Annotated in this window: 10 protein-coding genes; 8 read left to right on the top strand and 2 right to left on the bottom strand. The window is 66.0% G+C overall.

What is annotated here, in order from left to right; translation table 11 throughout:
- Nucleotides 1-67: 67 nt before the first annotated feature.
- Both groL and groES read right to left on the bottom strand, forming a co-directional pair.
- Complete coding sequence (groL, locus tag J8I29_RS25110; RefSeq protein WP_209433733.1) at nucleotides 68-1,696, bottom strand: chaperonin GroEL; 1,629 nt, start codon at nucleotides 1,694-1,696, stop codon at nucleotides 68-70.
- 74 nt (nucleotides 1,697-1,770) lie between these two features.
- Nucleotides 1,771-2,058 carry a co-chaperone GroES gene (gene groES / locus J8I29_RS25105; RefSeq protein WP_209433732.1) on the bottom strand — a complete coding sequence of 96 codons (288 nt, stop codon included), beginning with the start codon at nucleotides 2,056-2,058 and terminating at the stop codon, nucleotides 1,771-1,773.
- Between the two features lie 247 nt (nucleotides 2,059-2,305).
- On the opposite strand from groES, the gene J8I29_RS25100 reads away from it, so the two are divergent.
- From J8I29_RS25100 to J8I29_RS25065, 8 genes are read left to right on the top strand one after another with little or no spacing between them, the layout of a single operon-like run.
- The gene (locus J8I29_RS25100; RefSeq protein ID WP_348536160.1) at nucleotides 2,306-3,715 is read left to right on the top strand and encodes an LLM class flavin-dependent oxidoreductase; all 1,410 of its coding nucleotides are present in this window, start codon (nucleotides 2,306-2,308) and stop codon (nucleotides 3,713-3,715) included.
- Complete coding sequence (locus tag J8I29_RS25095) at nucleotides 3,712-4,953, top strand: acyl-CoA dehydrogenase family protein (RefSeq protein WP_209433730.1); 1,242 nt, start codon at nucleotides 3,712-3,714, stop codon at nucleotides 4,951-4,953. Before J8I29_RS25100 ends, J8I29_RS25095 begins: the two co-directional genes overlap by 4 nt.
- Nucleotides 4,954-4,965: 12 nt before the next feature.
- A complete protein-coding gene (locus J8I29_RS25090; RefSeq protein ID WP_209433729.1) occupies nucleotides 4,966-6,411 on the top strand; it encodes an LLM class flavin-dependent oxidoreductase in 1,446 nt (481 codons plus the stop codon).
- Nucleotides 6,412-6,449: 38 nt separating this feature from the next.
- Nucleotides 6,450-7,718, top strand: a complete 1,269-nt coding sequence (locus J8I29_RS25085; RefSeq protein WP_209433728.1) for an acyl-CoA dehydrogenase family protein — start codon at nucleotides 6,450-6,452, stop codon at nucleotides 7,716-7,718.
- Between the two features lie 5 nt (nucleotides 7,719-7,723).
- Nucleotides 7,724-8,989, top strand: coding sequence for a GNAT family N-acetyltransferase (locus J8I29_RS25080; RefSeq protein ID WP_209433727.1), 1,266 nt, complete (start codon nucleotides 7,724-7,726; stop codon nucleotides 8,987-8,989).
- Between the two features lie 60 nt (nucleotides 8,990-9,049).
- A complete protein-coding gene (locus J8I29_RS25075; protein WP_245197346.1) occupies nucleotides 9,050-10,828 on the top strand; it encodes an ABC transporter substrate-binding protein in 1,779 nt (592 codons plus the stop codon).
- Between the two features lie 24 nt (nucleotides 10,829-10,852).
- Nucleotides 10,853-12,481, top strand: coding sequence for an ABC transporter ATP-binding protein (locus tag J8I29_RS25070; protein WP_209433726.1), 1,629 nt, complete (start codon nucleotides 10,853-10,855; stop codon nucleotides 12,479-12,481).
- Entirely contained in the window at nucleotides 12,474-13,430 is a 957-nt protein-coding gene (locus tag J8I29_RS25065; protein ID WP_209433725.1) for an ABC transporter permease, read from the top strand. The genes J8I29_RS25070 and J8I29_RS25065 overlap by 8 nt, the downstream gene beginning before the upstream one ends.
- The last annotated feature ends 5 nt before the right edge of the window (nucleotides 13,431-13,435 follow it).

The raw sequence follows: 13,435 nt of genomic DNA, 5'->3' as shown, positions 1-13,435 counted from the left end.
GCGCGCCGGAAAGCGGCGCGCCGCCGCAGACGGAAGGCCGAAGCGGCCTGCCTGCCTGATGTCGGCCTCAGAAGTCGCCGATGCCGCCGCCCGGGGGCGCGATCGCCGGCTTTTCCTTGGGCAGCTCGGTCACCAGCGCCTCGGTGGTGACGATCAGCGAGGCGACAGAGGCGGCATCCTGCAGGGCGGTGCGCACCACCTTGGCCGGATCGACGATGCCGGCTTCCAGGAGATCGACGAAGGTTTCGGTCTGGGCGTTGAAGCCGAAAGTCGCCGACTTGTTCTCGGTGATCTTGCCGACCACGATCGAGCCTTCGACGCCGGCATTCTCAACGATCTGGCGGATCGGGGCCTCCAGCGCCTTCAGCACGATGTTGATGCCGGACTGAACGTCGGCGTTCTCGCTCTTGAGCGCGGCGACGGCAGCCTTGGCCCGCAGCAGAGCGACTCCGCCGCCCGGCACGATGCCTTCGGCGACGGCGGCGCGGGTGGCGTTGAGCGCGTCGTCGACCCGGTCCTTCTTCTCCTTGACCTCGATCTCGGTCGAGCCGCCGACGCGGATCACCGCGACGCCGCCGGCGATCTTGGCCAGGCGCTCCTGCAGCTTTTCGCGGTCATAGTCGGAGGTGGTCTCCTCGATCTGCGCCTTGATCTGGGCGACGCGGGCATCGATGTCCTTCTTCTTGCCGGCGCCGTCGACGATGGTGGTGTTCTCCTTCTCGATGCGCACGCGCTTGGCGCGGCCGAGCTGGGAGAGCGCGACGTTTTCCAGCTTGATTCCGAGATCCTCCGAGATGGTCTGCCCGGCGGTGAGGGTGGCGATGTCCTCCAGAATGGCCTTGCGGCGATCGCCGAAGCCCGGTGCCTTGACCGCGGCGATCTTCAGCCCGCCGCGCAGCTTGTTGACCACCAGCGTGGCGAGTGCCTCGCCCTCGACGTCCTCGGCGATGATCAAAAGGGGCTTGCCGGTCTGCACCACCGCTTCGAGCACGGGCAGCAAGGGCTGGAGCGAGGACAGTTTCTTTTCGTGGATGAGGATATAGGGGTCCTCGAATTCCACCACCAGCTTCTCGGCGTTGGTGACGAAATAGGGGGAGAGATAGCCGCGGTCGAACTGCAGCCCCTCGACGACGTCGAGCTCGGTCTCCAGGCTCTTGGCTTCCTCGACGGTGATCACGCCCTCATTGCCGACCTTGTCGACGGCGGTGGCGATGATGGCGCCGATGGAGCCGTCGCCATTGGCCGAGATCGTGCCGACCTGGGCCACTTCCTCGGACGACTTGACCTTCTTGGCGCGCTTTTCGATGTCCTTGATCGCAGCCGTTACGGCAAGGTCGATGCCGCGCTTGAGATCGAGAGGGTTGAAGCCGGCCGCCACCGCCTTGGCGCCTTCGCGGACGATGGCCTGGGCGAGGACCGTGGCGGTGGTGGTGCCGTCGCCGGCGAGGTCGTTGGTCTTGGAGGCGACTTCGCGCAGGAGCTGGGCACCGAGATTTTCGAACTTGTCCTCGAGCTCGATCTCCTTGGCGACGGTGACGCCGTCCTTGGTGATGCGGGGCGCGCCGAACGACTTCTCGATCACGACGTTACGACCCTTCGGGCCGAGCGTGACCTTGACGGCGTTGGCCAGGATATCGACGCCGCGCAGCAGGCGCTCGCGGGCATCGGAAGAGAATTTGACGTCTTTTGCTGCCATGGTTGGATTCCTTCAGGCTTGCCGGGAACGAAAGCGCTCCGGGGCCGTCTGACTGTGAAAGGGGGGGAGGGCGGTCAGGCGATGACGCCGAGAATGTCCGTTTCCTTGAGGATGAGCAGGTCCTGGCTATCGATCTTGACTTCCGTGCCCGACCATTTGCCAAACAGCACGCGGTCGCCTGCCTTCACGTCCAGCGGCTGGAGCTTGCCGTTCTCGTCGCGCGCGCCCGGACCGACGGCGACGACCTCGCCCTCCTGGGGTTTTTCCTTGGCGGTGTCGGGTATGATGATGCCGCCCTTGGTTTTCTCGTCGCCTTCCAGGCGGCGCAGGACCACGCGATCATGGAGCGGTCGAAAGCCCATGGAATTCTACCTCAGCTTGATTGAAACACCGCAGTTCTCCGCCTGATTCAGGCGGGTTTTGCAGCTTGAACCCATGCTAGGGCGGGCAAGCGGCTGGCGTCAATAAAAAGAATATAAATTTTATAGACAATATGTAATTTATGCGCAAACATACCTCCATCGATTGCCGAACGCAGCCTGCGGCGACAGCAGGTGCGGACATCCCGGCGAGCGAAGATTTTTTCCAAAAAAATGGATGATTTGCGTCGTGTCCGCCGAACCGATCATTTTGAACGGGTTCACCATGAACTCGGTTTCCCATGTCAATTACGGGCTGTGGCAACACCCCGAGGACGAGACGTACCGTTATACCGATCTCGATTATTGGCTCGAACTTGCCCGGATCCTCGACGAGGGCCGCTTCGACAATCTGTTCATCGCCGATGCGTTGGGGCTGCTCGACGTGCATGGTGGCAGCGCCGAGGCCTCGCTGCGGACGGGCACGCAATCTCCCCTTGGCGATCCCCTGTTGCTGGTTTCGGCCATGGCGGCGGCCACCCGCGATCTCGGCTTCGGCATCACCGTCTCGACCAGTTATGAGAAACCCTATCTGCTGGCCCGCAAGTTCACCACGCTCGACCATGTCACCTGCGGGCGCATCGCCTGGAACGTGGTGACTTCCCAGCTCGACAGCGCCGCCCGCAATCTGGGGCTGGAGGCCCAGTATCCCCACGACGAGCGTTATGATCGCGCCGACGAATTCCTCGAAGTGGCCTACAAGCTCTGGCAGGGTTCGTGGGAGGACGATGCCGTTCTGCGTGACCGGGGCAGCCCGGACCGTCCCGAGGGACTCTATACCGATCCCTCCAAGGTGCATGGCATCGGCCATCGCGGCCATTTCTACAACGTCCCCGGCCCGCATCTTTCCGAACCCAGCCCCCAGCGTGTGCCGGTGATCTTCCAGGCCGGCGGTTCGCCGCGGGGGCAGGCTTTCGCGGCCCGCCATGCCGAGGTGGTCTTCGTTGCCGGGGCCGATGCCGCCGGCATCCGCCGCAATGTCGTGAGAATCAAGGAACTGGCAGGCGTGGCGGGGCGGGCGCCGGCAGCCATCCGCTTCATCAGCGCCCTCGCCGTCGTCACGGCGGGAGATGACGAAGCGGCTCGGGAGAAGTTCGACGATTATCGCCGTTACTACAGCCTGGAAGGCGCGATCACGCATTATTCGGCGAGCACCGGCATCGACTTTGCAGGCCACCCCCTCGACGAGCCGCTGCGCTATCAGGACACCAACGCCAACAGATCGCTTCTGCGCATGTTCGACGATCCGGCGTCCGGGCGGCGCTGGACCTTGCGTGAGGCCTTTCTGCCCGATGGCGGCTTCGGGCGGGTGAAGACGCTGGTGGGCGGCCCGGCCCGGATCGCCGACGATCTCGACGCCTGGCTCGCCGAGACCGATACCGACGGCATCAATCTCATCCACATCGTCAACCCCGGCAGCTTCCGCGACTTCGCCCGGCATGTCGTGCCTGAGCTCGACCGGCGCGGGCGCCTGCGTGAACACCGGGCGGGGGCGCTGCGCAGCCGCCTGTTCGGCACCGATTCCCCGCGCGTGCCGCCTGACCATCCCGCGGCCCGCTTCGCCTTCCCGGCAGCCGGGACGGCGGAGGCCCGGTCATGAGCGCCGATGGAACCCAGGCGGGGTTGAGCAATGAGGAGCGGTTCCGGCTCTGGATCGAGGCGGCCGAGCAGGTCTCGACGGAGCTGAGGCGGACGGGGGCGGCACGCGATGCCGCCGGCGCCGATCCGGTGACGGAGATCGACCTGTTGCGCCAGGCCGGCCTCCTGACGATCTTCCTGCCCGAGGCGATCGGCGGGGGCGGTGCCAGCACCCGGCAGGTCCTGCATATCATACGCATCCTGGCCAAGGGCGATACCTCCATCGCCCAGATCGCTGCCTATCATCTGTTCGGCACGGCCTTGGGGCGGAACGGGCCGAACCAGGCGCTGTTCGCGCGGCGGGCGGAAGGTTTCCTCAGGCAGGGCTGGTTTCATGGCGGCGTGGCGCAGGCCGCCTATGAGCCGCTCATCAGCGCGACGCCGCAAGGCACGGGCTTCGTGCTCAACGGCTCCAAGCCCTTCGCCAGCGGCGCTGCGGTGGCCGACACCCTGCATGTCTGGGTGCGCTTCGCGCCAGGAACGACGATCGCAGGCAACGATGCCGGCGGCCATATCGGCCAGTTCGTGGTGCCCAATCCCACGCCGGGCCTGAGCTTCGGCCATGACTGGGACAATATGGGCCAGCGCCTCACCGTCTCGGGCAGCGCCAGTTTCGACAATGTCGCAGTGAGCCTGGACGATCTCGTCGCGCATCGCCCTGAAGATGCTTCGCAAACGCCGGCCGAGACGTTGCATGTGCCGATCATACAGCTCGCCTTCGGTGAGCTCTATCTCGGTACGGCGCTCGGCGCCTTCGAGGAAGCGCGCGACTATATCCGGACCCGCTCGAGGCCTTGGCTGTCATCGCCGGCCGGCAGGGCCAGCGAGGACACGCTGGTGGTCGAGCGCTTCGGCAGACTTTCCGTCGCGTTGGCCTCGGCCGTTGCCCTGTCGGATGCGGCGGCCGAGGCGGCGCAGCGCGCTGTGGAACGCGGGAGTGAGCTGACCGGGCACGAAAGAGGCGCGGTCGCGGCCATCGCCTACCAGTCGAAGGTGCATTCGACCGAGGTAGCGCTGGAGGTCACGTCCCGCCTGTTCGAACTGATGGGCGCGCGCGCCACCACAAGGGCGCTCTCCTTCGATCGCTACTGGCGCAATGTGCGCACCCACTCCCTGCATGATCCCGTGCACTACAAGGTCCTGGAAGTCGGCGACTACGCCCTCAACGGGACGGTTCCTCCACCCACCTATTATTCGTGAATGGTTTGAACGATGTCCGCTTCATCACAGCCGATTGCCGCCAAGAAACCCTTTTTGCTCAACGGCTTCGGCATGACCGTGGTCGGTCACGTCTCGGCGGGCCTTTGGCGCCACCCGGACGACCGGGCCGATACCTATACCAGCATCGACTATTGGATCGGCCTTGCCAAGCTGCTGGAGGAGGGCGGCTTCGACGGGCTGTTCCTGGCCGATGCGCTCGGGCACCTGGACGTCTATGCCGGCACGCCCGATGCCTCTCTTCGCACTGCTGCCCAGTCACCGGTCAACGACCCGCTGCTGCTGGTTTCGGCAATGGCGGCGGCCACAAAGCATCTGGGCTTCGGCATCACGGTGTCGACCACCTACGAGCAGCCTTATCTGCTGGCGCGCAAATTCACCACACTCGACCACCTCACCAAGGGGCGGATCGCCTGGAACGTGGTCACCTCCGTGCTGGAATCGGCGGCACGCAATCTCGGCCTCGAACGCCAGATCGAGCATGACGAGCGCTATGACCGGGCCCAGGAATTCGTCGACGTCGCCTACAAGCTGTGGGAGGGGTCGTGGGAGGAGGACGCGGTCGTCCGGGACCGCAAGCGCGGGATTTATACCGATCCGGCCAAGGTCCATGCCATCCATCACCGCGGCACCTATTTCACCGTGCCCGACGCGCATCTGTCCGAGCCGAGCCCGCAACGCACGCCTTTGCTCTACCAGGCTGGAACCTCGACGCGCGGGCGCGAATTCGCGGCCCAGAATGCCGAGGTCGTCTTCCTGGGCGGCACCAATTCGCCTTCGATCCGCCGGCGCATCGATGAGATCCGTTCGCGCGCCGTCGAGCTGGGCAGGGCGCCCGACGCCATCAAGTTCATCACCGCCATCAGCGTGGTGACGGCTGAAACCGACGAGGAAGCCGAGGCCAAATATCGCGACTATCTCTCCTATACCAGCGTGGAGGCGGCGCTCGCTTTGTTCTCGGCCTGGACCGGGGTCGACTGGTCGCAATATCCGCTCGACCATCCCATCGAATATATCGAGACCAATGCCGGCCGCTCGGCCCTGGCCAGCCTCACCAGCATCGATGCCGACCGGCGCTGGACCGTGGGTGATGTCGCCGACTATATCGGCGTGGGCGGCATCCATCCGACCCTGGTCGGCGGGCCCAAGAAGGTCGCCGACGCGCTCGAGCGCCTTGCCGACGAGACCGGCATCGACGGTTTCAATCTCGCCTATGCCATCAGCCCCGGCTCCTTCGAGGACTTCATCCGCTTCATCGTGCCCGAACTCCGGCAGCGCGGGCGTATCCGCGAGCGGCCTGCGGCGCCGGTTACGCTACGCGAACGCTTCCAGGGCGAGGGCCAGCGCCGGCTGCGCGAGGATCATCGCGGGGCTTCCTTCCGCGACTTCACCCGTTTCGTCCCCGCGCGGGACGTGCCGGCCGCGACGGCGGCCGAGTGAGCCCCGTCACCGACAGTTTTGAACAAGGACGAGACAAATTGGCCTATGACGCAACCGTAAGCCCCCTGCGCGAGACGCATGGGGACGCCCCCGCCATCGAGATCTATGCCGGCCTTTCGGAAGCGGCGTTCGCGGAGTGGCGGAGCCGCGCCGAAGGTGTTGCCGCCGAACTCGCCGCCAGCGCGCTCGAACGCGACCGCGCGAACAAGGATCCATTCGGGGAGATCGAACTCCTGCGCAAGGCCGGCCTTCTCGGTCTCGCCGTGCCCAGGGCCCTGGGCGGCGCAGGTGCCAATCTCGCACAGGCGCTCGAGATCAGCCGTATCATCGCCGCGGCGGACGGCTCGATCGGGCAGTTGATCGCCTATCACTATTCCAACGGGGTATGGAGCTACATCCTCGGCACGCCCGAGCAATGGCAGGCCACCGCCCGCGGCGTCGGTGAGGAAGGCTGGTTCCAAGGCGGCGTCAGCAATCCGCGCGATCCCAAGGCCGAGCTGGAAAAAACCGAAACGGGATACTTGATCAGCGGCCGGCGCACCTTCGCCACCGGCGCCTCGATCGCGCAGATCCTCACCGTAACGGTGTGGGACGGCGAGAAGCGGGTGCACTTCCAGTTCCCGCCGTCACGCAAGGGCATCAGCTTCGAGGGTGACTGGGATAATCTCGGCCAGCGCCTCACCGCCAGCGGCTCGGTGATCTTCGATCGGGTGGAGGCGACCGATGCAGACCTCCTGTCGGGTCTCGACCACTATGCCGGCGACGTCGAGCAGCGCGACGGGTTGCGCGTGCTGTTCAGCCAGCTGATCTTCGTCAATTTCTATCTCGGCATTGCCGAGGGAGCGCTGAAGGCAGCCGCCGCCCATGTGCGCAGCCATGGCCGGCCCTGGCCCGAGTCGGGACTGGAGAAGGCCACCGAGGATCCCTACCACCTCCAGCTCTTCGGGCGTCTGTCGGCCGGTATCGCCGCCGGGGTCGCCCTGGCTGACAAGGCCGCGGTCCTCTTTCAGGCAGCGCTGCTGGCGGGGCCTGCCTTGACGGCGCAGGCCTGGGGCGAACTCGCCCTTCTGATCGACCAGGCCAAGGTCATCGCCACCAGGGTCTCGCTGGAAGTCACTGCCGATATCTATGAGGCGACGGGTGCCCGCTCGACGGCCAACAAATACGGTCTCGACATCTATTGGCGCAATGTACGCACCCATACGGTGCATGACCCGGTGTCCTACCGCCTGCGTGAAATCGGTGAGTTCGCGCTCAACCAGACGCTGCCCAAGCCCCGCGTCTTCATCCCGCCGGCGAAGGCCTGAGTGCGATGTCGCTGCACGCCGTAGACCTCTCGGCCGTCAGGATGCCGAGCCCGGAGCCTGCCCGGGTAAGGGTTCTGGATGACGTTTCGGAACTGATCCAGGCTGCCCGGCTGTTCCGCACCGCCATGGTGGGGCTGCCGAATTTCGGGCCGATCGATGCCGGCTTCGTCTCCGACATCTATGAGCCGGGTCGCACGCTTGGTGCCTTTCTGTCAGGTACGCTGGTCGGCACCGTCAATTCCTATGCGAGCACGCTGACGGTGCCAGGGGGCGGACGGCTCGCCCATGCCGCCGTCACCCATGTCGGCGTACTGCCCACCCATACCAGGCGAGGCATCGGCACGGCACTTCTGGAACGGCAATTGGCGGAGGCGCGCTCGCGCGGCGATGCCGTCGCCACGTTGCGCGCTTCGGATGCGCGCATCTATGCCCGCTTCGGCTATGGCGTTGCCAGTTCACAGGTCAGCTTCGACCTTGCGACCGAGGGGGCGCGGTTGCGCCCCGGCGTGGCGCATGACTTGCGGGTGCGCTTCGTGGAACTGGAGGAAGCCTGGTCCGTGCTGCCTGCCATCCACGCCCAGGCCGGCACCGGCCAGGCCGGCGCCATTGCGCGCTGGCGCGGCTGGTGGCGTTTCCAGCGCCTGCGCCAGGAACTGTCCAAGGCGCCGGCCTATGTCGTGGTTGCCGGCGAGGAGGGGCGGGAGAGTGGCTATGTGCGCTACCATCCCGTCGGCCTCGACGAATGGTTCGCCGGTTCGGATCGAACCCTCGTCGTCGATGATCTGGTCGCAGCCGATGATGCCGCCTATGGCGCCCTGGTCGCCCATCTTCTCAATGTCGACCTGGTGCACCGCATCCTCTTCCCCGGCCGGCCCGTCGACGATGCCTTGCCATGGCTGTTCGAAAACCATCGACAGGTTCGCGTGACCGGCCAGCGTGACGAGACCTGGCTGCGTCTTCTCGACGTGCGCCAGGCGCTGGAAACGCGCCGCTATGCCGGTGAAAGCGAGGTGGTGCTCGCCGTCAGCGACCCCCTTTTCGCCGACAACAATGGTCGGTTCCGCATCACGGCGCAGGGCGCGGCCCCGACGGACGCACCGGCCCAAGCCGAGCTCGATGTCGCCGCCCTGGCAACGGCCTATCTCGGCGGCGCGCGCTGGTGGCAGCTCGCCAGGGCCGGCCGGGTCAAGGCCGAGAACGAGGCGGTGCTGTCCACGCTCGACACTTTGTTCGCCACATCGGCCCAGCCCCACGCCGGCACCGTGTTCTAGGCCCCGCGCCCAATGGCGCGCGGCCTTCGTCCCTCCTTCGAAACCATCAGGAAACAGACTATGAAATCCCGGCTTTTCGCCCGTCCTTGGCTGCTCGGCTCGGCGGCTTGCTTTGCGGCGATGGGGGCGGTCCTGCCGCTGGCGGGCGCCAGTACGGCACCGGCGGCCGACGAGGTCCCCTATGGCGGGACGCTGCGCATCGCCTCGCTCGACCCCGATCTCGACGCCTTCGATCCCCTGACCGGCTACAGCACCGATTCCTGGGAGATCCTGCGGGCGGTAACCCGCCAGCTCGTGACTTATCCGGGCGCGCCGGGCGACATCAAGGACGACACCAAGCTGGTGCCCGATCTTGCCGAGTCCTGGGACGTCAGCCCCGACGGCAAGACCTATACCTTCCATCTTCGCGATGGCATCACCTATGCAGGCTCGACCACGCGCAAGATCACGGCGGGTGATTTCGTCTACGGCATCAAGCGCTTCTGTGATCCCAACAAGCAGGTCGCGGCCATCAACTATTTCAATCTCGCCTTTGCGGGCTTCGCCGACTACTGCAAGCAGTTCGCCAAGGTGCCGACGGGCGATCTTGCCGCCACCAAGGCCTTCACCGACACCCACGACATTGCCGGCGTTTCCGCGCCCGACGACCGGACGCTGGTGCTGCGCTCTGACACCAAGAACTATGATTTCCTCAACATCCTGTCGATGAACTTCGTCAGCCCGCTGCCACCGGAAATCGCCTCCAAATATTTCCCGGACTCGCTGGAGTTCAGGAAGAACCTGCCCTCGAGCGGTCCCTATTACGTGGCTGCCTACGACCAGGGCCAGAAGCTCGTGCTCAAGAAGGTGGCCAACTACAACCATGCCGCCGATCCGGCCCGCAAGGCCTATGTCGACGAGATCGTCGTGGACTTCACCACCAATACCGAAGATGCGGTGGTGCAGAAGATCCGCGCCGGTGAAGCAGACCTGTCGCTCTATCTCGATGTGCCGCCTTTGGCCGCTATCCGCCAGTACCAGGCGCAGAAGAGCCCCTATCTGCATGCCTCCAACAGCGGCTCGGCCAATTTCATCACCTTCAACGCTCGGCCGGAGGCCACCGGTCCCGGCGCCACTGCCTTGCGCAAGCTCGAAGTGCGCCAGGCGCTCGCCTATGCGGTGAACAAGGCCCATCTCGTCCAGCGCCAGGGGGGCTCGATCGCCGCTCTTCCACTCGGCCAGATCATCACCTCGACCATCCTGGGCTACGAGCCCTTCGATCCCTACGCCACCCCCAAGAGCGCGGGCGACCCCGCCAAGGCCAAGGAACTGCTGGCAAAGGCGGGCTATCGCGACGGCGTGACGCTGGATGCGGTCTATCAGACGACGGCGCAGGTGCAGGCTATCGCGGTGACGCTCAAGGAAGACCTGGCGGCGGCCGGCTTTACCCTCAACCTCATCCCGGTGCCGAGCTCGCAATACCGGTCCTACATCCAGGACCCCAAGAGCCATTGGGATGTCTTTCTGGGCGCTTCGTTCGCACCCGACTGGCAGGGGCCGAGCACGCGCATGCTGCTCGGGGGCTGGCTGAACTCGGATGCCTCGCCCTGCGGCACCGGCAATACCCACGCGGTCTGCTATTCCAACAAGGAGCTCAACAAACTGGCGGCCGAGGCCTTTCCTTCCGATGATCCCGGCCCGATCTGGGCCAAGGCCGATCGCCTCGTCTCCGCCGACCTGCCCTGGATCCCCCTGTTCGAGAAGCGCAAGGTCGCCATCACCTCAGACCGCATCGCGCTGTGGACCTGGTCCTCGCTCGCCGTGCAGGCCGACATCACCAACATCGCCCTGCGCAAATAGCGATAGGGCGCAGGAGAGCCGGCCATGGCGATCTTCGCAGTCGATAATCTGGATGTAAGCTTTGGAACGCGCCGGCATCGCACGGAGGTGGTGCGCGGCGTCTCCTTCGCCGTCGATGCCGGCAAGACCCTGGCCATCGTCGGCGAATCCGGCTCCGGCAAGAGCGTGTCGCTATTGGGGGCCACCGGCCTGCTGCCGCCCTCGGCGGCAGTGACGGGCAGTATCCGCCTTCGTGACACTGAACTCCTCGGCCTGTCGGCGGGCCGGCTGCGCCGCCTGCGGGGCGCGCAGATCGGCTTCGTCTTCCAGGACCCGCTCTCCAATCTGCATCCGCTCAAGACGATCGGCAGCCAGATCGGCGAGGCGATCACCGCCCACCGGCGTGTGGGGCGGTCGGCCCTGCGTGCCCGCATCCTCGATCTGCTCGACGAGGTCGGCATTCGCGATCCCGTCCGGCGCATTGACGATTATCCCCATCAGTTCTCGGGCGGCATGCGCCAGCGCGTGATGATCGCCATGGCGATCGCGCTCGCCCCGGACCTGCTGATTGCCGACGAGCCGACGACGGCGCTGGACGTGACGGTCCAGGCCGCCATCCTCACGCTGCTGCGGCAGTTGCAGGAGCGCCGTGGCATGGCCATGATCTTCGTCAGCCATGACCTCGGCGTGGTCAACGACATCGCCGATAACGTGGTCGTAATGCGCCGGGGGAGCGTGGTGGAGCAGGGGCCGGCGGCACACATCTATGGTGCGCCGAAGGAACCCTATACCAAGCTGCTGCTGGGAGCCGCACGCCATGGCCTGGCGCTCGGCACCGCCGCACCCGTGGAGACCAAACCCCTGCTGACGGTGGAGGGGATTTCCCGCCGCTTCCGCCGAAGTGGCAAGGTCGAAGGCACGCTGCAGGCGCTCGACCGGGTTTCCTTTGCCCTGGGAGAGGGCGAGATCCTCGGCGTGGTCGGCGAATCCGGCTCGGGCAAGTCGACCCTCGGCCGCATCGTCGTCGGATTGGATCGGCCGGACGAAGGCCAGGTCCGGCTCGGCGACAGCGTCTACGCCCGAGCCGGCGCAACAACCCTCATCGGGCGGCAGCGTTCCGCCATTCAGATGGTCTTCCAGGATCCCTATGGCAGCCTCAATCCGCGTAGGCGGATCGGCGCCATCCTCGCCGAGCCCTTCATCATCAACACGGATCTGTCCGCGCCCCAGATTCGCTCACGCGTCCGCGACCTCGTCGACGTGGTGGAACTGCCCCAGGACGTGCTCGACCGCTACCCCGCCCAGCTCTCCGGCGGGCAACGCCAGCGTATCGCCATCGCCCGCGCGGTGGCGCTGGAGCCGCGCGTGATCGTGGCCGATGAACCGGTATCGGCGCTCGACATCACCACCCAGGCGAAAATCATCACGCTGCTGCGTTCGCTCAGGACCCGGCTCGGCGTCTCCATCCTGTTCATTTCCCATGATCTGGGCGTCGTGGCCGATCTATGCGATCGCGTGCTGGTGCTGCAGGCCGGCCGGATCGTGGAGGAGGGGCAGACCGCACAGGTCTTCCGGCGTCCCGGCCAAGCCTATACGCGGGCACTGATCGCCGCCATTCCCGGTCAACGGAGCAGCGACGGGGACAGGCTCGAAAGGCCGGCCCTGCATGGCTGAGGCGAGCCGGACCATCTTTGCCGAGGGGGCCGAGCTGGTTTCCTCGCGTCGTGACTCGAGGCCGCCGCCCATTGGGATAGGGGCGGTACTGGCAGAGCCCTCCGTGCGGTTCGGCGGGCTGCTGGTGCTCGCGGTGATGGCTGCCGCGCTGCTGGCGCCCCTGGTGGCGCTCTGGCTCGGCCATGGCCCGACGGAACAGTTCAGCGATATCGCCTTGTCGGAGGAGGGCCTGCCCATCGGGCCCGACTGGGCCTTCCCCCTGGGAGCCGACGGCAATGGCCGCGATGTCCTGGTCCGCACCCTCTATGGCGCGCGCGTTTCCCTGCTGGTCTCCATTCCCGCCACGACGCTCGCGATGGTGGTGGGGACCTCGATCGGCCTGATCGCCGGCTATTTTGGCGGGCTGGCGGACCGGGTGATCTCGCAGGGCATCGACGTGGCCTTGTCCTTTCCCTTCGTGGTGACGGCGCTCAGCCTGCTGGCGCTCAACCGCGGCGCCAACGGCCAGCCCATCGCCGATCCCCTGCTGGTGGTGGTGCTGATCATCGCCTTGTTTTCCTGGACCTATTTCGCCCGCCTGACACGGGGGCTGGTACTCTCGCTTCGGCATAGTCCCTTCGTACAGGCCGCACAGACGCTGGGGGCCAGCCGCCGGCGGATCCTGATCCGGGAGATCCTGCCCAATGTCGCGCCGGTTGCCCTGGTCTATTGGGCGGTGCAACTGCCCAACAACATCGTAGCGGAGGCGACCCTGTCCTTTCTGGGTGTCGGCATCCAGGCCCCGACGGCAAGCTGGGGCAACATGATCGCCGATGCCCAGCGCTCCTCGCTCTACCAGCTGCAACCCTGGTTCCTACTCGGGCCAAGCATTGCTCTGTTCCTGACGGTGGTGGGCTTCAACACGCTGAGCGCGGGCCTGCGCAACGTCCTCGATCCCCATCGGCGCTGACGGAG

The organism is Labrys sp. LIt4 (assembly GCF_017813775.1).
In the GTDB taxonomy this organism is placed as follows: Bacteria; Pseudomonadota; Alphaproteobacteria; order Rhizobiales; family Labraceae; genus Labrys; species Labrys okinawensis_A.
Note: the sequence above shows the minus strand (reverse complement) of the source record. Positions and strands in the feature narration are given on the sequence as shown.